Raw genomic sequence first — 23,246 nt, 5'->3', positions numbered from 1 at the left:
CGCGGTGTTATTCTGGGGGCCGTCCTCGGCCATCAGCATCACGACCCGGTCGTACAACCCCCCCTGGGGTGGGGGCCCCCCCCGGGGGGGGGGGGGGGGGGGGGGGGGCCCCCCCCCCCCCACCACTCTTGTCGTTGCCCTACTTCACTGTCTTCTGTTCCCTCAGCTGGGCCTTGATGCGGTCGGTGGCGCTCGCCAGGGACTCACGCGTGACGGCGGCCGCCGCATCGGCGTCGCCTGCCTCGACCGCTTCGACCAGGCGTTCCTGGTGGCTCCACAGCGCATCATCGCCCGGCTTGTCGAGGGCGGAGCGGGCGCCGACGGTCTTGTAGGCGCGGCACTGCGCCCACAGGGACCGCACGGTGTCCACCAGGACGGGATTGCCGGACGCCTCGTACAGGACTTCGAGCACGGCCTCGTCGCGGTCGAGGTAGTCCATCACCTCGCCCTCCGTTATGGCCTGACGCATCCTCACCAGGCCGTCGCGCATCCTGGTGATGTCCGCCTTGCCGATGCGTGCGGCGCCGAGCCGGGTGGCTTCGACCTCCAGCAGGAGCCGTACGTCGTAGGCGTGCACCAGCTCGGCGAGGTCCAGGCCCTTCACCACGGAACCCCTGTGGGGAACGCGCTCGGCGAACCCTGCCTCCTCGAGGCGCCGGATCGCTTCGCGCACGGGCATCTCGCTCGTGCCGACGAGGGCCGCGAGATCGCGGATGCGCAGGCGGTAGCCGACGGGGAACTCCCCGCTCATGATCGACTCGTGCAGTACCGCGTACACGCGGTCGGCCATGGAGAGAGCCGGTTCCAGGCGTTTTGACGTATCCACGTGCGCATCCTAAACAGCCCCCGAGGGGTTCTCGGAGGCCCATCGCATGATCTTTGATCACATTCTAGTGCCATGGGCGGTGCGGGCGGGATGCCCGTCGAACTCGTCTCCGCGTACCGGGTATCCAAGGCCTGGGGTCTGAGGGAACTCCCGCCCCGCCCAAGGTCGTGCGGCGCCGGCCCTCCGCCCGTAAGCGCTGAGCGCCCTCGCTGATGCCGCCCCGCGGTCCGTCGAATCGGTGACCCGCAACCCATTGTGTGATCTGTGATCACATCTTAGTGTGGCTGTCAGTTCGCCGAACGGCCTCCGCCCGTTCGCGCGCATCCCCACCAGCACTCCCGTACCCACGAGGTGGGCCGTCCCGGCCTGCCGAAGATCAGGGGGCACCTCCCATGAAAGACGTCGTCATCGTCGGCGGTGGCATCGCCGGGCTCTCCGCCGCCTGGCGGCTGCGCCACCTCGACACTCTGGTCCTGGAGTCGGACCACCGGGTCGGCGGCCGCGTCCGGTCCGAGAAGCGTGGCCGCTACTTCCTGAACTGGGGCGGCCACGTCTACGCGGGCGGCAACTCCGCCACCTCGTGGCTGCTCGACAACACCGGCGTCGACGCCGTCCCCGTCCCCGGCTCGCTCTCCGGCCTCCAGATGAACGGCAAGCTGCTGCTCAAGGGCCGGGTGGAGACGTACCCCTTCCGCATCCCGATGCCGCTGTCCGCCCGCATCGGCATGCTCACCACCGGGGCCAAGGTCTTCACGAAGGTCGGCAAGTACGCCCGGATCGTCGGCCGGCGCAAGGGTGAGAGCGAGGCCCAACGCCAGCAGCGGGTCTACGACTTCATGAACGACATCAGCTTCAAGGAGTTCATCGGCGACATCCCCGCCGACGCCCAAGCTCTCTTCGAGCCGACCGTCACCCGCTCCGCCGGCGACATCGACCAGATCTCGGCCGGTGCCGGAGTCGGCTACTTCAGCCTCGTGTGGAACATCGGCGCAGGCCTGTCGAACTCCATCGTCGGCGGCCCGTCCACCCTCACCGAGACCATCGCCGCGGCCCTCGGCGACCGCGTCCGGATCGGCGCGACAGTGAACGAAGTGGTCCACAAGAAGGACTCGGTCGTCGTCCGCTACCAGCAGGACGGCCTCGACTTCGAGGTCGAGGCGCGCACCGCCGTGCTCGCCACCCCGGCCCCGGTCACCCACCGCATCGCCCCCGACCTGGACGCGGACCTCCGCGACGCGCTCTCGAAGATCCAGTACGGGCCGTACGTCAGCGCCGCGTTCCTGACGGGGGAGACCGAGCGGCGTCCGTGGGACAACGCCTACGGCATCGCGACACCCAAGAGGTCCTTCAACGTCGTGCTCAACATGTCCAACATCCAGCACGGTTACAGCCGCGAGCGGCACCCCGGCTCCAGCCTGATGACGTTCTCGCCGGGCACACTCGCTCGCAATCTGATGGAGATGGACGACGAGGGCATCCGAACCACCTACCTCGAAGACCTCGACCAGGTGCTGCCGGGCGTCGCCTCGGACGTCACCGAGTCGCACATCTGGCGTCTCCCGCTGGGCGCCCCGTACTGCTTCCCCGGCCGGGGCAGGCTCCAGCCCACCCTCACCCGCCGGACCGGCCGCGTCCTGCTCGCGGGCGACTACATGGGCTCGCTCTACACCGAGACCGCCATCCAGTCCGGCCTCAACGCCGCGACGGACGTACGCGGCCTGCTCGCCACCCACCGGCAGACCGCCCGCGCGGGTCTGATCACCGCTTCCTGAACCCCACACCACCCCTCGCAAGGAGAACCACCATGCCCCTGCAGAACGGCATCCTGACCGCGCTGGCCACCCCGTACGACGAGGCCGGTGACATCGACGAGAAGCTCCTGCGCGTGCTCGTCGACCGCTCGGTCGACGGCGGTGTGTCCGGCGTCGTCGCGGGCGGCTCGACCGGCGAGTTCGCCGCCATGACCGGTGACGAACGCCGCCTGCTCGTGGAGACCGTCGTCGACCAGGCCGCGGGGCGCGTCCCGGTCATCGCCCAGACCGGCGCCGTCGCCACCCGCGAGGCCGTCGAGCTGACGCGGCACGCCGAGAAGGCGGGCGCGGACGTCGTGATGGTCGTCGCGCCGTACTACGAAGCCCTTTCGATGGACGAGACGCTGCGCTACCTGCGTACGGTCGCCGACTCCGTCTCCATCCCGGTCATGCTCTACAACATCCCGGACGCGACCGGCGTGAACCTCGACCCGGACACCGTCGGCGCGCTCGCCCGCGAGCAGGAGAACATCCGCTACATCAAGGACACCAGCGCCGACATGGCGCAGGCCGGTCAGCTCATCCACCGTCACGGCGACGTCATCGACACCTTCCTCGGCTGGGACAGCCTGCTGCTCGCCGCGGTCGCCGAAGGCGCAGCCGGCGTCATGGCCGGCACCGGCAACGTGATGCCCGCCGACCTCGTCGCCGTGCACCAGGCGCTCACCGCGGGCGACCTGGAACTGTCCCGGGCCCGCTGGAAGCGCATCTTCCCGCTCATGGACACGCTGATGACCGGCGGCCCCTTCATCCAGGGCGTCCGCGCCGCCCTCCAGGAGATCGGCCTGCCCGTCGGAGCACCGCGCGAGCCGCTGCTCGACGTCGAGCCGGCGCACCGCGCACGCATCCGCGCCGCGCTCGCCGACCTGCCCCACCTGGCCGTCCACAACTGACCGTCCACGACTGAGACGTGAGGAATTTCCTGTCATGACGTTCACCGTCCGCCGCGCCGCGGCCGGCACCGCACCGCTGATCAGCGCGGAAGAGCTGCCCCCGCTCGGCCACTTCATCGACGGCAAGTTCACCGAACCCGGCCCCGAGCTGAGCGACGTACTCGACCCTGCCACCGAAGAACTGCTCGCCCGCGTCCCGCTCGGCGCAGTCGAGGACACCGACCGTGCCGTGGCCGCCGCCCGCGCCGCCCACCCGGCCTGGGCCCGCATCACCCCCAAGGAGCGCGCCGACCTCCTCCTGGCCATCGCCGACCGGGTCGACACCCACGCCGACCTCCTCGTTCGCCTGGAGTCGGCCGACACGGGCAAGCCGTTCGCGGTCTCCCGCGACGACATCTCCATGACCGCGGACGGCTTCCGCTTCATGGCGGGCGCCCTGCGCGCCACCGGGAGCAGCCTGGCCTCCGGCGAATACGTCGCCGACCACACCTCACTGATGCTGCGCGAGCCGCTCGGCGTCATCGGCGCGGTCACCCCGTGGAACTACCCGCTCCTGATGGGCGCCTGGAAGATCGCGCCGATCCTGGCCGCCGGGAACTGCCTGGTCCTCAAGCCCTCCGAGCAGACCCCGCTGTCCACACTGAAGTTCGCCGAGCTGGTCGCGGACCTCCTCCCGCCCGGTGTCTTCAACGTCGTCACGGGCCGCGGCTCCGTGGTCGGTGACCGGCTCGCGCGCCACCCCGACATCGCCATGATCGCGCTGACCGGTTCGACCGGCAGCGGGCAGGCCGTCGCCCGCGCCGCCGCCGACACCGTCAAGCGCGCCCACCTGGAGCTGGGCGGCAAGGCCCCGTTCGTGGTCTTCGAGGACGCCGACCTGGCGGCGGCCGCGACCGGCCTCCGCACGGCCGGCTTCTGGAACAGCGGACAGGAATGCGGCGCCGCCTGCCGCGTCCTCGTCCATGCCTCCGTGGCCGAGGAGTTCACCACGCACGTCGTCCGCGAGATCGAGCAGATCACCGTCGGCGACCCGCGCGCAGGCGACGACGTGGAGATCGGCCCGCTGGTGTCCAAGCCGCACTACGACCGGGTACGCGGCTACCTCGGCCGGGCCGTCGCCCAGGGCGCGCGTCCCGTCGTCGGCGGCGCCGCCCTCGAAGAGGGCAAGCCCGGCTACTTCGTCGCGCCGACCGTTCTGGTCGGCGTGGCCGAGGGGGCCGAGATCACCCGCGAGGAGGTCTTCGGTCCGGTCGTCAGCATCGAGACGTTCACCGACGAGGACGAGGCGATCCGCCGCGCCAACGACGTCGACGCCGGTCTCGCCGCGTCCGTGTGGACCGAGAGCGCGCGCCGCAGCCACGCCGTCGCCGCCCGCCTCGACGCCGGTACCGTCTGGGTCAACTCGCATCTGGTGCTCGCCAACGAGGTCCCGTGGGGCGGCTTCAAGGGCTCCGGCTACGGCCGCGACCTGTCCGTCTACGCCCTGGAGGACTACTCGCGGACCAAGCACGTCATGCACCACCACGGGCGCTGACCTGCGATGACCAGCAGCATCCGCATGCCGGAGCACGAGGTCGCCGAGCTCCGCGTCCGGGCGCTGCGCGCGGCCGGCGCCGCACCGCCGACCGGGCCCACCTCTCCGACCACCACGATGGGGGACCGTGGCAGGTGTCCTTCCAGCGGTGACCCGTCCCGCACCGTCCCGCGTGATCGCCGAAGCGCGGGATCGGCTCGCTCGGGAAGGCGCCCCGCGGCACGCCCCCCGTCGGCGGGCGGCCGCTTCTGCCGGAGCGGGCACGAGCAGACGCTGACGGCCGTCCGGTGCTGTTGTCTGCGGGCCCGCGTCCAGGCTGTGCCCGGTGGTCGCGAGCTGACGTTGATGGCCGTCCGGTGTTGTCGTCTGTGGGCCCGGGTCCACCCCGTACACGGTGCTCGCTGCGGCGCTGTCGCCGGCGTGGGGTCACGCAGGTGGTCCGGGTGTGAGGTGCCGGCTCAGCCGGTCGCGCAGGGCGGTGAGGCGGGCGATCTCCGTGTCCAGCGCGGCGATGCGCCGTGTCCGACGCCCTTGGCGGCGCCGGGGGAGCGGCTTCGCCGCGGGCCCGGCAGGCCTTCGGGCGTGGAGGCCGGCTGGATCTCGAGGCCGGTCGACGGGGCGGACGGCGAGGACATGGGCGAACCTCCGGAGGCGTCGCATGCCTGCGCGGGTGCGAAGGCGCAGGGACGCAACTCCTGACGTGCGGGGTAGGGGCAAGCGGGATGTCCGCGTCGCGCCGCCGCGGCTGTCGCGCCCCTGACGTACCGCCCGTGCCAGGAGCCCCGCCAGCATCCTTGACATGTCCCGATCCAAGGAGCACCCTCACGGCAGCCTCCCCCCATGCAGGCCCGTCCGCCGAAGACAGGGGATCCCCCATGGGCACGAGTACCGGACAACCGGCCGCGACACGCAGCCACCGCAACCGTGCCGTCGTCGCCAGCACGGTGGGCACCGCCATCGAGTGGTACGACTTCTTCCTCTACGGGACGGCCGCGGCTCTCGTCTTCCCGCACCTGTTCTTCCCCGGCCAGTCCGAGTACACCGGCATCCTCGCCTCCTTCGCGACACAGTTCGTCGGCTTCGCCGCCCGCCCCGTCGGCGCGGCGATCTTCGGGCACTTCGGCGACCGGGTGGGCCGCAAGTCCACCCTCGTCATCACGCTCGTCCTGATGGGCTTGAGCACGGTCCTCATCGGCTGCCTGCCCACGTACGGGTCGATCGGCCTCGCCGCGCCGATCCTGCTCGTCGTCCTGAGGGTCGTCCAGGGCATCGGCGTCGGCGGCGAATGGGGCGGCTCGGTGCTGCTCGCCATGGAGTGGGGCACGAAGAAACGCCGTGGTCTGATGGCCAGTTGGCCGCAGATGGGCGTGCCGCTCGGACTGCTCGCCTCGACCGGCATGGTGCGCTGGATGACCTCGGCGACCGGCGACGGCTTCGAGAGCTGGGGCTGGCGGATCCCGTTTCTGGCGAGCGCCGTTCTCGTCGCCGTCGGGCTGTATGTGCGACTGCGGGTCGTCGAGAGCCCCGATTTCGAAGCGGTCAAGCGCGCGCAGGCCGTGGTCCGCCTGCCGGTCTGGGACGTGCTGCGCCACCAGTGGCGCGAGGTCCTCACCTCGGCGTTCGTCCGCCTCTCCGAGCAGGCCCCGTTCTACCTCTTCATCACTTTCGTGCTCACCTACGGGACGCAGCACCTCGACCTGGCGCGCAGTGACCTCCTCGACGACACGCTCGTCGCGGCCGCCGTCGGACTCGTCTCCATTCCCGTCTTCGGCCACCTCTCCGACCGTATCGGCCGCCGCCTCATGTACGGGATCGGGATCGCCTGCGTCGCCGTCTTCGCGTTCCCGTACTTCGCGTTGCTCAACACCGGCTCCGCGGGCCTGGTCCTGCTGGCGATCGTGCTGTCGCTGGTCTTCCACGACATGCAGTACGGACCCCAGGCCGCGCTCATCGCGGAGGGCTTCGGCACCCACGTCCGTTACAGCGGCGCGGGCATCGGCTACCAGCTCGCCTCGGTCATCGCCGGCGGCCCGGCGCCACTGATCGCCGCGGCGATCCTCGAGGACACCGGATCGAGCGTCGGCATCAGTGTCTACATCGTGGCCTGCTGCGTGCTTTCCCTGGTGGCGCTGCTGCTCATACCGCGGAGTACGGACATTGCTCCGGGGACGGGGAAACCGGCACGGCAGGAAGTGGGGGAGAGGCCGGCCGGAAAGTGATCAACGCCCGCCGTGCGCCCGCCCGATGAACTGGACGCCGTCGGGCGGAATGGCCCGACGGCACTCACACGGGACGAGGAACCGCCAATGTTCACACCGGTCCCCCTCGCCTCCGCAGACGTCGAGACGGCGCCCGGCATCCAAGCCGGAGTCGGTCCGGCCTGGTCGGACGCCGACACGGTGAGTGTGGTGGACCGGGTCCTGCCCGCCGGGATCCGGACCGTGCCCGAGGCGGGAGCAAGCGTGTAGGCGGGGTCGGCCGTGGGGGCGCGTACCTCGTCCCAGTCGACCTCGACCTCGCGGGCCGCGTGCTTGGTGACTCTGCAGTCGGGTGTGCGCAAAGTCGTCCGGGTCGAGGGCCACGAGCGCGGGGTCGAGGTGCGCGGTCAGGGCTTTGCCCAGTGTCGTCGAGCTCCCACTCCAGCTCTCGTCCCGTCCGGCGGCCCCATCCATCTCCTTCTCCTACGTGGCCCTGCCGAGCAGCTGGTAGGCGCCGTCGGTCGCGGTCAGTGGAACGTCCACCTGCCAGCGTGTGGACACGGATTCGCGCGGACCGAACGTGGTGGCGTCGGCGGCGTGCACCTGGCGAGTGGACAGGTCCTGGGTCGACTGGAGGCGAGGGAGAGGCGGACGTCGTGGAGCCGGTGGGTGGTGGTGTTGCGGAACGTGGTCACCACGTCGTTGTCGCCCAACTGGCTCAGTCGGTCAGGGCCGTTGACGGTGACGCTGCCCTGCCGGTCACTGTCGCGCGGCGCCAGGAATTCGATCTCGGCGACGCTCGTGTAGCCGTCGTCGGGACTCACGTAGCGCAGCCACCGGTAGCGCGACGGGTCGTCGAAGGCGATCTGGTTCCAGCCGAACTCCGGCCTGTCCTTGACCGTGGCGAGGGTGTGGCAGCCGCTGGTGGGGCCGTCGGCGCCCCTCGAAGCGGCAGCCCTTCAGCCGGTCGAGCTCCGTGTCGTTCGCTCCGGGGAAGAACCGGACCGTCGACACGGGCGAGGCGTGTTCGGCGCCGAGATCGATGCCGGTGTAGCCCAAGCCTGTTGAGGTGTGTACGTACACACAGTGTCGATCAGGCGCCGGCTCGGTCGGGTCCGGGTGCGGGGGAGGTGGCGAACCCGCAGGCTGCCGCAGCCATGTGCTCCTGGCCGGGCCATCGAGGTATGGCCCAGTCCGGTGCCTGCGCGGCGCCGCGCAAGGTGGTGCACGCCCAGAGGCGGGTGCTGGTGCACCGTTCCGTTCACTTCGCCGTCCGACAGGCGACGGCGTTCACACCGTCACGCTCGGCATCGCCAGGCCGCACACCTCGCCCTCACGGGGTGTCTCCCGCCCATACGGGACCGGGAGGCCCGGACGAGGTGGCTGCCCACCTCCGGAGAAGGTCAGTCGATACAGAACTCGTTGCCCTCGATGTCCAGCATCGGGATGCACGCATCATTGCCGTCATACAGCGTCTGTACGTGTACGGCGCCGAGAGGGACCAGTCGCGCGCATTCGGCCTCAAGCGCGGCCAGACGCTCCTCACCCACGAGGCCGGTGCCGACCCGCACATCAAGGTGCACCCGGTTCTTGACGGTCTTCCCCTCGGGGACGCGCTGGAAGTACAGTCGCGGGCCCACCCCTGAGGGATCTGTGCACGCGAACCAGGAATCCCGCTGCTCAGGCGGCTGCGCACGCTTGAAATCGTCCCACGTGGCGAACCCCTCCGGCGGCGGAGGCACGACGTACCCCAACACCTCGCACCAGAAGCGGGCGAGGCGCTCAGGTTCCGCGCAGTCGAAGGTGACTTGGAACTTCTTGATCGTCGCTGACATCGGCGCACCATAGCAGGGTGACCGGGCAGCTCACTTGCCCGGATGGAGCAGCCCGCCACCCGTCGCGCCGGGCGCTGCCTCAGGATCAAGTCCTCGCCAACTGCCCACATTTCCAGCTCAGTTGCGGACCTTGGGGAGTGCGAGAGTACGGACGTGGTGCACCCGCACATCTCAGCCGGTGGCAGGACTCATCGGTGTAGGTGATCCAAGAGTCCGTCGGGCACGGGGTAGGGCGGTTCGTGGGGGAGAAGTTGCTGAGCGGTCTCCACGTCGCCGTCCCGGACATGCCCATGGATCTCGTGCGCGAGACCAGTCATGTCCGTGATCGAAACTGTCCATTCGTCCGCGTAGCGGCGGGCGGCTTCGCCGGTGAGGCCGAGCTGCAGCGCGCGGTGGGGAAGGGGCCGCAGATGCACATCGCGCTCGGGGTCCCATTGGACACGAGCCGGCGCCCGCCTCAACTCCCGCTTCCAGGCTGCTCGGTCGGAGTGCAGTCCGTGCTCGTAGTGGGACAGGCACGCCTGCTCCAATGCCCATTCGAAGCCTTCGCGGGTGATCTCGACCGCGAGTACGGTTTCCTGCCCTTCCTTGGCTGCCCATCCGCAGCGGTACATCATCCAGAGGAAGGACGGCTTGATCCACGTCATCCGGTCTCGCTGCCAGGCTGTCGGGAAGCGGCCCTCTCGGGCTGCGGGCAGGCCGAGTTCTGGCCTGTATGCCTGGTAGACGACGACTGTGGAGTCGGTGTAGCGGGCGCGGATCTGGTGCTTGAGTTCTGCCACGGTGACAGCGTGCGGACACTGCTCGATGCGCGCCATCGAATTACCTGGGCGCCGGGTCGCCGAGCCTCCGGTCGCGGATCGGGGCGGCGGCGACTGTCGTGGGTGTTCGCGGGGGGCGGGGGGAGATGCGGCGCGCGGTGGGGAAGGGGGCGTAGGCGGACCGACGGCCCGGTCGTCCGAACGAGTCGCCGTCGGTGCAGGATGGGCGCGTGCTCCCTTCCCGACTGCTGTGGCGTGATCCCCGGCCCATCCCCCGGTTCAATCGGCAGGAGCCGGTGACCCAGATCGTCCGTGATCCCAGCTTCTACGAGCCGACCGATGAGGACGGCTGCTCGGCGTACGGGTACTTCTGTCAGACGCATGACCGCCACTACTGGCACGAGTCCTGCGGGGAGGGACCGCATCTCATCGTCCTGCACTGCCAGGAGCACGGGGCGGAGAGCATGTGGCCGCAGCCGGCCATGCTGCTGTTCCCGGAAGGGTTCGACCCGCCGCTGAGCGACGCGCAGCTGGCCTGGGTGCAGGCGGAGGAGGACGCTGACCAGGCATGATCCGACAGAGACGGCCTGGTGCTGAGCCGCAGCTCACCGAGAGACGGCTTGGTGCTGAGCCGCAGCTCACCGAGAGACGGCTTGGTGCTGAGCCGCAGCTCACCGCACCGACGCGGCGGGCGGACGCTCGCGCACGGCGCCGTAGCCGATGAAGTACGCCGGCACGCGCTTGAGCCACGTCGAGGTGGCGAGCAGGTCGCTCATCCGCTGCGCCCGCCTGGCGTTGCCGAAAGGCGGGCGTCCCGCGAGTACGGGCGCGATGACCCTCGCGTGAGCGAACCGCTGCAGTGCCTGTGTCACCGCAGTGGTCGGCCACCGGCGCCGCTGGACGCCACGTACGTCCCGCAGGCCGACCACATCCCTGCTCAGCGGTTCGACGAGATGGCGCGCGGCGGCCACCGCGTCCTCGACGGCGAGGTTGATGCCGATGCCGAAGACAGGTGACATCGCGTGCGCCGCGTCGCCGATGCACAGCAGTCCCGGGCGGTGCCAGCGCCGCAGACGGTCGAGCCGCACGTCGAGCATCTTCACCTCGTCCCATGACCGCAGCGCGTGCGCCCGGTCCGCGACCCAGGGCACGGCGGCCGAGAAGTCGGCCATGAACCGCTCAAGGCCGGCGGCTCGGCGCTCGGCGTCGGTTCCCTTGGGGATCAGCGCGGCGCACTGCCAGTAGTCCCCACGGTCGATCATCGCGGTGAGGAGTCGGCCCCCGGCGCCTCCCACGAGCCCGTGCGGGTCGCCTTCCCGCCGTGGCAGCCGGAACCACCAGGCGTCCATGGGGCAGGTGAACCGCCGCAGCCGAAGTTCGGGCCGCGAGCGGGCCAGCGAGCCCCGACCGTCGCAGGCCACCGTGAGGGTGGCCCGCAGTTCGCCGGTACGGCCGTCGGACGTGCGGTACCGCACCCCGGCGATCCGTCCGTGTTCCAGCACGAACGACGTCGCCTCGGTGCTCATCCGCACGGAGAAGGACGGCTCCTTTCGGGCCTCGTCGGCGAGGAGGTTCAGCAGGTCCCATTGCGGCACCATCGCCACGTAGTTGTACGGGCCCGGAAGCGCGCTGATGTCCGACACGGTGACCAGCGAACCGTCCGTGCCGAGCGGCAGCTGGACCGTGGTCACCCGGCGTTGCTGCAGACGGGCGAAGCGCTCGGCCAGACCGAGATCGTCCAGCAGCGCCAGAGTCGAGGGATGCACGGTGTCGCCGCGGAAGTCGCGCAGAAAGTCCCCGTGTTTCTCCAGGACCGTGACCTCCACGCCGGCGCGGGCCAGCAGCAGGCCGAGGACCATTCCCGCGGGGCCGCCGCCCACCACGCAGCACGTCGTCCGCTCCATCGCAGCCCGTCCCTTCGGTGACATCCACAATCCGCGTCAATGGTGCATATACCCTCAAAAATGACACCTTTGCCGTGTGGGTTCGTGACGACCCTGGAGGCCTGATGAGCCAGCAGCCGGTCCTTCTCCCGTATGCCGATCCGGCCTTCATGGCGGATCCCTTCCCGCTCTACCGGCAGCTGCGCGAGGACGGACCGGTACGGCGCGCCGTCCTCGCCGGTGGCCTCGAGGCGTGGTTGGTCACACGCTATGAAGACGGGCTCGCAGCCCTCTCCGACTCGCGGTTGAGCAGCGACGTCCGCGATGCCTCGGACCCCCGGCTCCTCGAGCGGCTGCCCGCCACGGAGCGCGAGTCGATGCTGCGCACCATGCTCCGCTCCGACCCGCCCGACCACACCCGCCTGCGCCGACTGGTCTCCAAGGCGTTCACCGCCCGCAGAGTGGCCGAGCTGCGGCCACGCGTCCAGGAGATCACCGACGGGTTGCTCGACGCGATCGTGCCCGCAGGCAAGGCCGAACTCATCGAGGACTTCGCGCTGCCGCTTCCCGTCACAGTGATCAGCGAACTGCTCGGAGTGCCCGTCACCGACCGGGACGACTTCCACCGGTGGACCGACGACATGATCCTTCAAGGAGCCGAGCCGCCGGACCCGGCCCGGGTGGACCGAGCGTGGCGGCAGATGCGCTCGTTCCTGACCGGACTCCTCCAGGACAAGCGGGCCCGGCCCGGTGACGACCTGCTCAGCGCGCTGATCGCCACCCGGGACGAGGAACACCGGCTGGACGAGGACGAGCTGATCGCCATGGCTTTCCTGCTGCTGGTGGCCGGATACATCACCACGGTCAACCTGATCGGCAGCGGTATCGCCGCACTGCTCGCCCACCCCGACCAGCTGCAGATGCTGCGGGACGACCCGGAACTGCTGCCCGGCGCCATCGAGGAGTTCCTGCGCTACGACGGACCGGTCAACCCCGGCATCGCCCGGTTCGCGCGCGAGGACGTCGTCATCGCGGGAGTGCCGATCCCGCGCGGCGCGACCGTGCTGGTCGCCTCCGCCATCGCCGACCGCGACCCGGCGCAGTTCCCGGACCCCGACCGCCTGGACATCACCCGGCAGGACAACGCGCACCTCGCCTTCGGGCACGGCATCCACTACTGCCTGGGGGCGCCCCTGGCCCGGCTCGAAGGCCAGATCGCCGTGGAAACCGTCCTGCGCCGCCTGCCTCACCTCAGCCTGGCTGTGCCGCCCGGCGAACTGCGGTGGCGCCCGGGCGCTCTGCGCGGCCCCGAACAGCTGCCCGTCACGTTCACCTCCGACGCCTCCGGCTGACGGCACCACACGAAGTCTTCGAGTCTCATTCGGCACGGCGCATGGCTGCTTGTCGCCCGTGTGCCGTGCGACCGCGCAGTCGCGTATGCGGCCGCCGAGAAGGGCATCTCGCGAGGCGCAGTACGCCCGCGGGTATGCCGGTGCTGGGCGGAACGCCACCCGGCCGGCCGCGGACTGCCCTCACTGCCACACCGCCGGCGGCGGCAAGTCACCCATCAGCCGGGTGGACAACCCTGCGGCACGATGCACCCAGGAGGCCGCCGAACAGCGACAGCGCGAGCGTGCCGCAGCGAGTCGCCTCGACAGGCGACGTTTCCGGGACGGTCGTCCGTTCCGAGCAGCAGTGACACCGGCGTGGCAAGGCGCAGCCCGGCTCGCCGCGGTCATGGGGTCTTGATGTCGTCCACGCGCTCGCCCTCCGCCTGGGACGGCTCGGTCCTGGGGACGTCCGGGTGCTGGGCTGTACGCTCAGCCGGCTCGTCGCGCTCGCCCTCGGCTTGGGAGGGTGTGTGAGAGTACAGCCAGGTGTCGTAATCCGAGGCTTCGGACTTCATGGCGGGCCTCCCTCGGTCGCTCATCTCCCATGCTCCTCCGTCGACCCCGGCAGGGCGAGACCAGCGTGCACCGCATCTCGCGTCCCAAGGCGATGAAGCTGCCGGATGCGCGGCCCAGTCGATCCCTGGGGGGTACGGAAATGCGGCCGTAGCTCGGCAGCCCACCACGCTCGGAGGTTCCCAGGAAGGGCTCACCGCCGGGCGTTGTCCCTCGTCACCGGCACCGTCACCGGCACCGGCACCGTCACCGGCACCGGCACCGGCACCGGCACCGGCACCGGCACCGACCGTCACCGTCACTGGCCCTCCGGGCACGTGCGCGCGGCCGACGGGCTCGACAGCTTGCCGCCGCGCTCCTGACCCATCGGCCCAGGCATGTCGTCCTGCGTGCCTCAGGGTTTGCTCAGGCGTACGGCGAGGGCGGCGATGTCGTCGTCGAGGCGCCCTCTGCTGTAGCGGAGGAGGTCGCGGTGAAGGGCCGTGAGGAGTTCGCGGGGCGGTGTCGGGGGCTGCCGACGCATCCAAGCCGCCAGCGGGAAGAACTCGCCGTCGCGGGCGCGGGCCTCGGCGATCCCGTCCGTATAGAGGAGCAGCAGGTCGCCGGGGGCGAAGGCGAAGCTGTCGATCGTGTAGTGATCGCCGATCAGCTCCGCGAGGTTGAGCAGCGGCGAGGGCACGGCGGATTCGAGGACGCGAAGACTTCTGCCGTTCAGGAGCAGCGGCGGCGGGTGTCCGCAGTTGAGGATGTCGATGCGTCTGCCCTCGTGCGGGATCTCGGCCACAAGGGCGGTGGCGAAGCGCTCCGCCGACCCGTCGGCGGGAAAGGCGTCGTTGTAACGGGTGCAGCTGGCGTCCAGCCTGCGGGCGACGTTGACCAAGCCGGTCTCTGTGAAGGCCGCCTCCCGGAAAGCGTTGACGATCGCCGCGGCCGTCCCCACTGCCGGCAGGCCTTTGCCCCGCACGTCTCCGATGAGCAGCCTGACCCCGTATGGCGTGTCGACCACCTCGTAGAAGTCCCCGCCGATGCGGGCCTCCGCCGCGGCCGCGAGGTACAGCGACTCGATCTCGATGTTCCCGAAGCGGCGGGGCATGCGGCTCAGGACGACCTGCTGGGCCACGTCGGCGACGAGCCGTACATGGAAGAGGGTGCGCTCCCGCTGGAGCCGGACATGGCTTCCGTACGCTGCGGCCACGGTGACCGCGATGATCCCCGCGGCCGTCCACCACGTTCCCAGATCGGGGAAGACGAGGCTGAGGCCGATCATCAGGAAGAGGCAGACCGTCCCGAGCAGGATGGTGGGGAGGACCGGCCACATGGCGGCGGCCAGGGCCGGTGCCGCCGGCAGGAGGCGGCTGAAGGCCAATTCCGGCGGAGTGGTGTACGCCAGACTGGCGATGACGACGGTCAGAATGACCGGCGACAGCCGCACAAGCCTCCCCCGGCCGTAGCGCCGACGGAGCCGCGGCCGTCCGGACTCGATCACAGTTCCCAGACTATCCGGACAATAAGGGCATAGCGCTCTTGTTCTTCTCGCGGCACAGTCGATGAGCGCCCACCATGGCCCGCGCCACTCAGAGTTTGCCGTCGCCGCTCGACCTGCACCCTTCGCCGGTCATCGCGCCGTCCACCCGTGCAGGCGGGCTGACGAGATCAGCTCAATCAGCGCCTTCAGGGAGAAGCCGGGAGCGTCGCGCGCGGCGTTCGGCCGGATCGCGTCGGCGTTCATGATCCCGGCAGCTGCGCTCGCGCAGTGAACCGCCGCGGCAGCGACGACGCGCGAAGGCCGACGTCGGCCGTGACGGGCCGCTTCGGCCGCGTGCGTGGTGCCGTGCCATGTGTGGCATGCGTGTGGCCCGGCCGTGTGGCAGCGTGGAAGACGACCAGCCATGGACGTACAGGAACGGCCCGCATGGACGGACGGACCGGCGTGGCGCCGTCCGCTCGGGTTTGTGCGTTCGCGGCTGCGGGTGCGCAGCATCGCGGGGCAGGTGTTCCTGTGGCAGGTCGCCGCGGTGGTGCTCCTGATCGCCTCGGCGCTGGTGGCGCTCGTCCTGCAGGCCCGGTACTACAACACGACCGACGCCGAGCACCGCACCCGTATCGCGGCCGTTGCCCTGGCGGAGTCTCCAGGTACGGCGAAGGCCCTGGCCGGGAGTCATCCGACGGCGACGCTGCAGCCCATCGCCGAACGGGCCCGCAAGAGCGCGGGCTTCGACTATGTCGTGTTCACCGACCCGCATGGCATCCGGTACACCTCGCCCATCCCGCGCCTCATCGGCAAACACATCTACGGCCCGTACCTGCGAGCCCGGAACGGGCCGTACACCAGCAGCTTCACCAACCCTCTGGCGCACATCGTGGACACCACCGCGCCCGTCCGCGGCCCGGGCGGCCAGGTCGCCGGTTACGTTTCGGTGGGCATCACCGTCGCACGGGTGAACCACGGGGTGATCGGCCAGCTGCCGGTCGTGTTCGGTGGCGCGGCGGCCGCGCTCTGTCTGGGCATGGGCGGAGCGGTGCTGGTCCGGCGGCGGCTGCACCGTCAGACGCACGGCCTGGACCCGGCCGAGATGACGCGCATGTACGAGGAGGCCGACCGGGCGCGGGCCCGCCTGCAGCTCCTGTACGACGCCGGGGGGCGGGTCGGCACCACGCTGGACGTGAAGCGAACCGTGCAGGAGCTGGCGGACATGGCCGTCCCCCGCTTCGCGGATTTCGTCACCGTCGAGCTGGCCGACCCCGTACTGAACGGCGACGAACCCTCCCCGGGCACGGGCGCGGCCGGGGGCCTGGCGCTCCGCCGCACGGCCGTGAGCGGCGTCCGGGACGATGCGCCGCTCTACCCGATGGGATCGGTGGTCAGTTTCCTGCCGACCACCCCCGAAGGCATGGGCCTGGTGACCGGCCATCCCGCCGTCGCCGCCGATCTGCGCCGGGCCCGCGCCTGGCGGGAGCGCGACCCGACGAATTCCGACAGCCTCCTCGCCTACGGCATGCACTCGCTGCTCTCCGCACCCCTGCGGGCGCGCGGCCTGAACCTCGGTATCGTCAACTTCTGGCGCGCCGGATCCTCGGAGCCGTTCGGGGACGACGACCTCTCCTTCGCCGAGGAGCTGGTCGCCCGCGCCGGGATCTCCGTGGACAACGCCCGCCGCTACACCCGCGAACACACGATGGCCGAGGCGCTCCAGCGCAGCCTGCTGCCGAGCGGACTGCCCGAACAGAGCGCCCTGGACGCGGCCTCCCGCTACGGCCCGATATGGCAGGGGGTGGGCGGCGACTGGTTCGACGTCATCCCGCTCCCGGGGTTCCGGGTCGCGCTCGTCGTCGGTGACGTCGTCGGCCACGGGCTGCACGCGGCGGCCACCATGGGCCGCCTGCGGACCGCGATCCACAACTTCTCCACCCTCGACCTGGCACCCGACGAGCTGATCGCTCGCCTCGACGACCTCGTCACCAGCCTCGACCGGCCAGGCGCCGGCGGCGAGCAGGCCACGGAGGTCACCGGAGCCACCTGCCTCTACGCGATCTACGATCCGGTCTCCGGGCGCTGCACCATGGCGCGGGCGGGCCACCCCGCGCCCGCTCTCGTGCGCCCTGACGGCGGCGTGGACTTCGCCGAGCTGCCCGCGGGGCCGCCGCTCGGTGTGAGCGGTCTGCCGTTCGAGGCGGTGGAGCTGCAACTGGAGGCTGGAACGGGGCTCGTCCTCTACACCAACGGGCTCATCTACCACCGCGAGCGCGACGTGGAGGAGGGGCTCGCCGCTCTGCGCGCCGCTCTGCGCGACGCGAGCGGCGACTCTCCGGAAGCCATGTGCGACGCGGTCTTCCGTGCGCTGGTTCCACCGCAGCCGAGGGACGACGTCGCCCTTCTCATCGGACGTACGCGCCTGTTCGCGTCCGACCAGGTCGCCGAGTGGGAGGTTCCGAGCGATCCGTCCGCCGTCTCGCGCATCCGCTCCGAGTGCGTCGGGCAGCTCGCGGACTGGGGGCTGGAGAGCCTCGCCTTCACCACCGAGCTGATCCTCAGTGAACTGATCACCAACGCGATTCGCTACGGCAGGCCGCCGGTCCACGTCCGCCTGTTGCGCGACGGGGGCCTGGTCTGCGAGATCTCCGATCACAGCAGCACCTCACCGCATCTGCAGTACGCCGCCACGACGGACGAGGGCGGCCGCGGGCTGTTCCTGGTCGCTCAACTGGCCAAGCGGTGGGGGACCAGGTACACGGCCCTGGGCAAGGTCATCTGGGCCGAGCAGTCGCTCACCGCCACGCCCGATCAGCTGCGGGACGCACTGATCAGTTGACATGCTCCGAGGGCCTGAAGCGTGAAGGTTGTGGCCGCCTCACGGGTTGCTCTGCCTTCGTCGGCGTCGCGGCCCCGGCTGTGTGCGCTCACACTCGTCGGCCCGGCCACCACGGCACGGGCCGGGCGGGGACGGCGGTCGTCTACGCGCGAGCTTCCCCGCCGGGCCGCGTGCGGGGGACGTGCGGGGGAGGGAAGTGGCGCCCCGCAGTATCTGCGACGCGTCGGCCGGCGGCACCCGAGGGGGCCATCGCTCGTGCGGGAAGCCCCTCTGCGTTCACGCCTCGTGCCTCCCCTGGGCGAGGGTGAGCGTCGCGTCGCTGCCGACGGTGAGTGTCGTCGAGAAGGGGGCGTCGTGCCGGGTGAGGGCGTCGTGCAGCCAGTGGGCGTCGCGGAGGCCGGCTCGGTGCAGCGTGAGGCGGCGGGCCTGGAAGGGGGTCAGGCGCAGTTCTCGCAGCGTCCCCGTGGCCTTGTCGAGGCGGGCGGTGTAGAGGAGGCGGAGGTCGTCGCGGTACTGCTCGTGGCCGGTGATCCCTTCGTAGTCGTCGACCAGGTCTCCGCACCCGTAGAGGATCAGCCGGCCGCGGTAGACCTCCAAGGGGCGGGGATGGTGAGAGGAGTGGCCGTGGACGAGGTCGGCGCCGCCGTCGACGAGGTCGTGGGCGAAGCGGATGTGGTCGGGCGGGACCCGGTAGCCCCAGTTGGAACCCCAGTGGATCGAGACGACCACCAGGTCACCGGGCCGACGGGCGGTCCGTATGCGGGCGACCAGGTCGGCCGCGGCGGACGGTGAGGGCGCGGGGGCGAGGGCGATGCCGCTGCGGTCCGGGGTGGCTGCCCAGTCGAGCGGGATTCCGCTGGAGGGCAGGCCGACCGAGAACACCAGGAGGCGCGGCCCGTGGTCGGGCGTGGTCCTTGGTGCGGACGCGGGAGGGCGCAGCGCGACCTCCGCGGGGCGCCACGCCTCGGCTTCGTCACGGCCCGCACCGGCGGTGCGCAGCCCGGCGGCGCCGAGGCTTTCGAGGGTCTCGGCCAGTCCGTCCCGGCCGAAGTCGAGGACGTGGTTGTTGGCAAGTACGCACACGTCGGGCCGGGCGGCGGCCAGGCACTGCAGGTTCGCCGGACTCATGCGGTAGTGGACGCTCTTGTCGGGGGCGAAGTCGTCCGACCGGGTCACGCTGGTCTCCAGGTTCAGCACCCAGGCACTCGGCCCGGCGGCCCGCTGCGCCTCGGCCCGAAGCTCCTCGAGCAGGTCGCCCCACGGCCAGTCGTTGTCGACGGGCTGTGGTACCGGTCCGTGCGCGGTTTCGGCCATCTCGACGTACATACGTGCGTCCGTCACCCACGGCTCCGTCAGCCGCGGGTCGCCGGGGTACCGCAGCACTTGGTCGATGCCCCGGCCGAGCATCACGTCGCCGGCGAGGCAGACGGTGACCTCGCGGTCCGTCCCCCGGCCGCCGTTTGCTTCCACATCTCCACCGTAGGCCCGGCCCCCTTCCGGCCGCTTTGCGCCGTTCGGACCCTGAGGGCCCTCCGAGGTGCTGCCCATCGAGGGGCCCGCAGGTGCGCCGCTCCGGGCCGATCTGGCCCGACTCGATCTCCACCCACGGGATCAGGAGGCGGACGCCGGGACCGCGAACGCCCACCCGCCGCTGTCATCGGTACGGCGATAGCGCGCTGCGCACCGTGTGCGTGCGCACCCCGGACGTGTCGGCGGCGACGAGTGGTACGTCGTCGGGCGGCGGAGTCCGCTCGTGTGTCAGGCGCGGGGGCGGGCTGCCGGGCCGGGGCGTGCGGTGACGTCGGTGGGGGACAGGGTGGTGTGCCCCTGCTCGCACTCGACCGCCACGTGCACAGGGGCTCCGCACTCCGCGTGCCGCAGGTCGATGACCGGCCCCCGCCCCTCACCCGTGTGTGCCTCGCCCCACTGCTTCAATGCCACCAGCACCGGCCACAGGTCCCAGCCCTTCCGGGTCACCCGGTACTCGCTGCGGGAGCGGCTGCCGGGTTCCTGGTACGGCACGGTCCTCAGGATGCCGGCCGCGGTCAGCTTCCGCAGGCGGTCGCTGAGGAGGGCTTCCGACAGGCCGATGTGGCGGCGGAAGTCGTCGAAGCGGCGGACGCCGTTGCAGGCGTCGCGCAGGATCAGCAGCGTCCACTTCTCCCCGACCACGTCGAGCGTGAGCTGGACCGGACAGTTCTCCGTGCTCGTCTCAAGCCACTCCATGCCCCTCATCGTAGAACCCTGACTTCATGATTGACAGCCAGGTGGGCCAGGGCTAACTTCAAGTTGCAAAGTCAGACCGGGAGGAGCGGGGCTGTGGGACGGACACGTACGTATGAGTGGGAGGACCCCGCGCTCACGGCAGCCGCCGTGGGGCAGTCCTCCGGCCTGGACTTTTTGCGGGAGATACAGGCGGGACGGCTGCCCGCGGCGCCCGTGAGCGCGACCCTGGACTTCCGCCTCGACGAGGTGGAGAAGGGGCGCGCGGTGTTCTCGCTCGTCCCCGGGGAGGAGCACTACAACCCCATCGGCAGCATGCACGGCGGGGTCTACGCGACCCTGCTCGACTCGGCGGCGGGCTGCGCCGTCCAGTCGACGCTGCCGCCGGGCGTCGCGTACACCTCGCTCGATCTGACCGTGAAGTTCCTGCGGCGGATCACCGTGGACACCGGCAGGGTCCGCGCCATCGGCACGGTCGTGAGCAGCGGCCGTCAAACCGCCCTCGCGCAGGCTCAGTTGGTCGACGCGACGGACCGTGTACTCGCTCACGCCACCAGCACCTGCATGCTGTTCCCGCTGCCGGCCGCGTGAGCGGTGTCGGCTAAGCGCTCCGACTGAGGGGAAGTGGCGGTGTGGGGCGTGCCCAAGTGGGGCCGGAACGCTGCGGGGCGGGGTCGGCTCCGCGGAATGCGGATTCTCCCAGGCCGTGGACACGGTGATCGGGCAGCCGAGGTGGGCGAGCGCGCCAAGGTGGTCGTGGTTCCGCTCTCGGGCGGCTCCTCGTCACGTCACCGGCGCCGAGCTCGCCGTGGACGGTTACTGGAACGCGGGCCGACGGTGAAGTGCGTGACAGGGCCCCAGGTGCCGCAGGCGCCGAACGGGCCCCAGGTGCGGTAGACGCCGTGGGTGCCATTTGTGCAGCGGATAGCCCGAAGGGCCCGGTTCCCCGAGAGGAGGCCGGGCCCTTCGTCGTACGCACGCGGACAGCCGCTGTACGTCATGTGGAGAGCCGCTGTACGTCATGTGGGGGAGTCGCCCACCGGCCCGCGGGGAACAGCCTGTGGCGCCCTCGGTCAAAGTCCGATTGTGTCTGCGGTGTGCCCGAATCTGTTTACTTTCTGGAAATCCAGTCGTAGTGTCAGATGGAAACCACAGACTCGGGCACGACCGGGCGAGAACGTCGGAGGCAGACGGACATGTACGCACCTGAGCGGCAGCAGGAGATCCTCCGTCTCGCGCGTGACGGAGGGCGCGTGGACGTGCTGTCGCTCGCCGAGGAGTTCCAGGTCACCGCGGAGACCATCCGGCGCGACCTGAAGGCCCTGGACAGGGCCGGTCTCGTACGGCGGGTGCACGGCGGTGCCATACCGGCCGGGCGGCTCGACTTCGAGCCCGACGTCGCCGAGCGCGAGGGCACTGCGGCCGACGAGAAGGACCGCATCGCGCGGCTCGCGCTCGCCGAGCTCCCCGAGGACGGCACCGTGATCCTCGACGCGGGCACCACGGTCGCCCGCCTCGCCGCGGCGGTGCCCCTGGAATCGACGCTCACCGTGGTCACCCACGGCCTGCCCGTCGCGGCCCGCCTCGCCGACCACCCCGGCATCCAGCTGCACCTCGTCGGAGGCCGCGTCCGCCACCGCACCCGCGCCGCCGTCGACGCCTGGGCCCTGAGGGCGTACGGGGAGATCCGCGCGGACGTCCTCTTCCTCGCGGCCAACGGGTTCTCCGCCGAACACGGCCTGACCACCCCCGACCTCGCCGAGGCCGCCGTGAAGCGCGCGGCCGTCGGCGCCGCCCGCCGGGTCGTGCTGCTCGCCGACTCCGCGAAGTACGGGCAGGAGCACTTCGCCCGCTTCGGTGACCTGGGCGATGTGGACGTGCTGATCACCGACAGCGGCCTCAGCGACGAGGACGCGGCCGCGATCGAGAAGGGCGGAACGGAAGTGGTCCGCGCATGAACCCCACGACACCGCCCCCGGCCCCGGAACCGGCATCGGCACCGGCACTCCCTTCACAAGCCACCACGGAAGACGCACGCGGCATGATCCTCACCGTCACCCCCAACCCGTCACTGGACCGCACCTACGAGGTCCCGGCGCTCGACCGGGGCGAGGTCCTGCGCGCCAGCGGCGAGCGCATGGACCCGGGCGGCAAGGGCGTCAACGTCTCGCGGGCCGTCGCCGCCGCCGGTGCCCCCACGCTCGCCGTGCTTCCGCTGGGCGGCGCGCCCGGCGCCCTCGTGGCCGAGCTTCTCGACGCCCAGGGAATCAGCGTCGACCCCGTTCCCGTAGCCGGACAGACCCGGTCCAACATCGCGCTCGCCGAGCCGGACGGAACGCTGACGAAGATCAACGCGCCGGGCCCCGAACTCACCCCGGAAGAAGCCGAGTCGCTGCTCGCCGTCGTCGGCGAACGCTCCGCGGGCGCCGACTGGATCGCCTGCTGCGGCAGCCTCCCGCGCGGCCTCGCCCCGTCCTGGTACGCCGAACTGGTCGCCCGCGCCCACGCGGCCGGCGCCCGGATCGCCCTCGACACCTCGGGCCCTGCCCTCCTCGCGGCCCTGCGCGAACGGCCCGACGTCGTCAAACCGAATGCGGAGGAGCTCGCCGGGGCGGTCGGCCGCCCGCTCGCCACCGTCGGCGACGCGGTCAAGGCGGCCGAGGAGCTGCGCGACCTCGGCGCGCGCGCCGTCCTCGCCTCCCTCGGCGCGGACGGGCAGCTGCTCGTGGACGGCTCGGGCGCCTGGTTCGCCACCGCCCCGGTCGACACTGTCCGCAGCAACGTCGGCGCGGGCGACTCGTCCCTGGCCGGCTTCCTCATCGCGGGCGGCACCGGCCCGCGCGCGCTGGCCTCGGCCGTCGCCCATGGCGCCGCCGCGGTCCAGCTCCCGGGCAGCGCGATGCCGACCCCGGCCGACCTGGACCCGGACGCGGTGACGGTCACGGCAGACGTCCCGCTGGACCGCGTCCTGAGGGAGCCCGCGCCATGACAGCCTGCGCCCCGCCCCTCAACACGCCCCATCCGGTCGCCTCCGGCCTGATCACTCCCCACGCTCCGTCCCGGAGCCG

At 71.1% G+C, this 23,246-nt stretch carries 20 protein-coding genes; 12 read left to right on the top strand and 8 right to left on the bottom strand.

Annotation, left to right across the window (positions count from 1 at the left end):
• Positions 1-139 precede the first annotated feature (139 nt).
• Positions 140-826 carry a GntR family transcriptional regulator gene (locus tag ACFC96_RS36475; RefSeq protein WP_376261646.1) on the bottom strand — a complete coding sequence of 229 codons (687 nt, stop codon included), beginning with the start codon at positions 824-826 and terminating at the stop codon, positions 140-142.
• A 392-nt stretch (positions 827-1,218) separates the two neighbouring features.
• On the opposite strand from ACFC96_RS36475, the gene ACFC96_RS36470 reads away from it, so the two are divergent.
• The 5 genes from ACFC96_RS36470 (at position 1,219) to ACFC96_RS36450 (ending at position 7,532) form a co-directional block, all read left to right on the top strand.
• On the top strand, positions 1,219-2,598 hold the full coding sequence (locus tag ACFC96_RS36470; RefSeq protein ID WP_376616390.1) for a flavin monoamine oxidase family protein: 1,380 nt from the start codon (positions 1,219-1,221) through the stop codon (positions 2,596-2,598).
• A gap of 32 nt (positions 2,599-2,630) precedes the next feature.
• Complete coding sequence (locus ACFC96_RS36465) at positions 2,631-3,530, top strand: dihydrodipicolinate synthase family protein (RefSeq protein ID WP_376616388.1); 900 nt, start codon at positions 2,631-2,633, stop codon at positions 3,528-3,530.
• A gap of 34 nt (positions 3,531-3,564) precedes the next feature.
• On the top strand, positions 3,565-5,064 hold the full coding sequence (locus tag ACFC96_RS36460; RefSeq protein ID WP_376616386.1) for an aldehyde dehydrogenase family protein: 1,500 nt from the start codon (positions 3,565-3,567) through the stop codon (positions 5,062-5,064).
• Positions 5,065-5,939: 875 nt separating this feature from the next.
• Positions 5,940-7,283, top strand: coding sequence for an MFS transporter (locus ACFC96_RS36455; RefSeq protein WP_376616384.1), 1,344 nt, complete (start codon positions 5,940-5,942; stop codon positions 7,281-7,283).
• A gap of 87 nt (positions 7,284-7,370) precedes the next feature.
• Positions 7,371-7,532: a hypothetical protein gene (locus ACFC96_RS36450; protein WP_376616382.1), complete on the top strand. Its 162-nt coding sequence runs from the start codon at positions 7,371-7,373 to the stop codon at positions 7,530-7,532.
• Between the two features lie 1,133 nt (positions 7,533-8,665).
• Here the strand turns inward: ACFC96_RS36450 and ACFC96_RS36445 are convergent.
• Together ACFC96_RS36445 and ACFC96_RS36440 are read right to left on the bottom strand one after the other, a co-directional pair.
• Complete coding sequence (locus tag ACFC96_RS36445) at positions 8,666-9,097, bottom strand: VOC family protein (protein ID WP_376227109.1); 432 nt, start codon at positions 9,095-9,097, stop codon at positions 8,666-8,668.
• A 188-nt stretch (positions 9,098-9,285) separates the two neighbouring features.
• On the bottom strand, positions 9,286-9,915 hold the full coding sequence (locus ACFC96_RS36440) for a DUF4291 domain-containing protein (RefSeq protein WP_376227110.1): 630 nt from the start codon (positions 9,913-9,915) through the stop codon (positions 9,286-9,288).
• A 239-nt stretch (positions 9,916-10,154) separates the two neighbouring features.
• Here ACFC96_RS36440 and ACFC96_RS36435 point away from each other — a divergent pair, with 239 nt between their 5' ends.
• Positions 10,155-10,430 (top strand): hypothetical protein, encoded by a 276-nt coding sequence (locus ACFC96_RS36435; RefSeq protein ID WP_376616380.1) that lies wholly within the window; start codon positions 10,155-10,157, stop codon positions 10,428-10,430.
• 99 nt (positions 10,431-10,529) lie between these two features.
• Here ACFC96_RS36435 and ACFC96_RS36430 read toward each other — a convergent pair whose 3' ends face one another.
• Positions 10,530-11,762, bottom strand: coding sequence for an FAD-dependent oxidoreductase (locus ACFC96_RS36430; protein WP_376616378.1), 1,233 nt, complete (start codon positions 11,760-11,762; stop codon positions 10,530-10,532).
• Positions 11,763-11,866: 104 nt separating this feature from the next.
• On the opposite strand from ACFC96_RS36430, the gene ACFC96_RS36425 reads away from it, so the two are divergent.
• The gene (locus tag ACFC96_RS36425) at positions 11,867-13,093 is read left to right on the top strand and encodes a cytochrome P450 (RefSeq protein WP_376261662.1); all 1,227 of its coding nucleotides are present in this window, start codon (positions 11,867-11,869) and stop codon (positions 13,091-13,093) included.
• Between the two features lie 383 nt (positions 13,094-13,476).
• Here the strand turns inward: ACFC96_RS36425 and ACFC96_RS36420 are convergent, their stop codons facing one another.
• Positions 13,477-13,647 carry a hypothetical protein gene (locus ACFC96_RS36420; RefSeq protein ID WP_376261664.1) on the bottom strand — a complete coding sequence of 57 codons (171 nt, stop codon included), beginning with the start codon at positions 13,645-13,647 and terminating at the stop codon, positions 13,477-13,479.
• Positions 13,648-13,851: 204 nt separating this feature from the next.
• Between ACFC96_RS36420 and ACFC96_RS36415 the strand changes: the two genes are divergently transcribed.
• Positions 13,852-14,007 (top strand): hypothetical protein, encoded by a 156-nt coding sequence (locus ACFC96_RS36415; protein WP_376616376.1) that lies wholly within the window; start codon positions 13,852-13,854, stop codon positions 14,005-14,007.
• Positions 14,008-14,039: 32 nt separating this feature from the next.
• Here the strand turns inward: ACFC96_RS36415 and ACFC96_RS36410 are convergent, their stop codons facing one another.
• Positions 14,040-15,131: a PP2C family protein-serine/threonine phosphatase gene (locus ACFC96_RS36410; protein WP_376616374.1), complete on the bottom strand. Its 1,092-nt coding sequence runs from the start codon at positions 15,129-15,131 to the stop codon at positions 14,040-14,042.
• A 403-nt stretch (positions 15,132-15,534) separates the two neighbouring features.
• On the opposite strand from ACFC96_RS36410, the gene ACFC96_RS36405 reads away from it, so the two are divergent.
• The gene (locus ACFC96_RS36405) at positions 15,535-17,955 is read left to right on the top strand and encodes a SpoIIE family protein phosphatase (protein WP_376261668.1); all 2,421 of its coding nucleotides are present in this window, start codon (positions 15,535-15,537) and stop codon (positions 17,953-17,955) included.
• Positions 17,956-18,231: 276 nt separating this feature from the next.
• Here the strand turns inward: ACFC96_RS36405 and ACFC96_RS36400 are convergent, their stop codons facing one another.
• Both ACFC96_RS36400 and ACFC96_RS36395 read right to left on the bottom strand, forming a co-directional pair.
• Positions 18,232-19,425 (bottom strand): CapA family protein, encoded by a 1,194-nt coding sequence (locus tag ACFC96_RS36400; protein WP_376616372.1) that lies wholly within the window; start codon positions 19,423-19,425, stop codon positions 18,232-18,234.
• Positions 19,426-19,713: 288 nt separating this feature from the next.
• A complete protein-coding gene (locus ACFC96_RS36395; protein ID WP_376616370.1) occupies positions 19,714-20,181 on the bottom strand; it encodes a winged helix-turn-helix transcriptional regulator in 468 nt (155 codons plus the stop codon).
• A 93-nt stretch (positions 20,182-20,274) separates the two neighbouring features.
• On the opposite strand from ACFC96_RS36395, the gene ACFC96_RS36390 reads away from it, so the two are divergent.
• The 3 genes from ACFC96_RS36390 (at position 20,275) to pfkB (ending at position 23,167) form a co-directional block, all read left to right on the top strand.
• Positions 20,275-20,769 (top strand): PaaI family thioesterase, encoded by a 495-nt coding sequence (locus tag ACFC96_RS36390; protein WP_376225625.1) that lies wholly within the window; start codon positions 20,275-20,277, stop codon positions 20,767-20,769.
• 605 nt (positions 20,770-21,374) lie between these two features.
• Positions 21,375-22,136, top strand: coding sequence for a DeoR/GlpR family DNA-binding transcription regulator (locus tag ACFC96_RS36385; protein WP_376616368.1), 762 nt, complete (start codon positions 21,375-21,377; stop codon positions 22,134-22,136).
• Positions 22,137-22,219: 83 nt separating this feature from the next.
• On the top strand, positions 22,220-23,167 hold the full coding sequence (gene pfkB / locus ACFC96_RS36380; RefSeq protein ID WP_376616366.1) for a 1-phosphofructokinase: 948 nt from the start codon (positions 22,220-22,222) through the stop codon (positions 23,165-23,167).
• Positions 23,168-23,246 lie beyond the last annotated feature (79 nt).

The sequence above is a fragment of the Streptomyces sp. NPDC055955 genome (assembly GCF_042270245.1).
In the GTDB taxonomy this organism is placed as follows: domain Bacteria; phylum Actinomycetota; class Actinomycetes; order Streptomycetales; family Streptomycetaceae; genus Streptomyces.
Note: the sequence above shows the minus strand (reverse complement) of the source record. Positions and strands in the feature narration are given on the sequence as shown.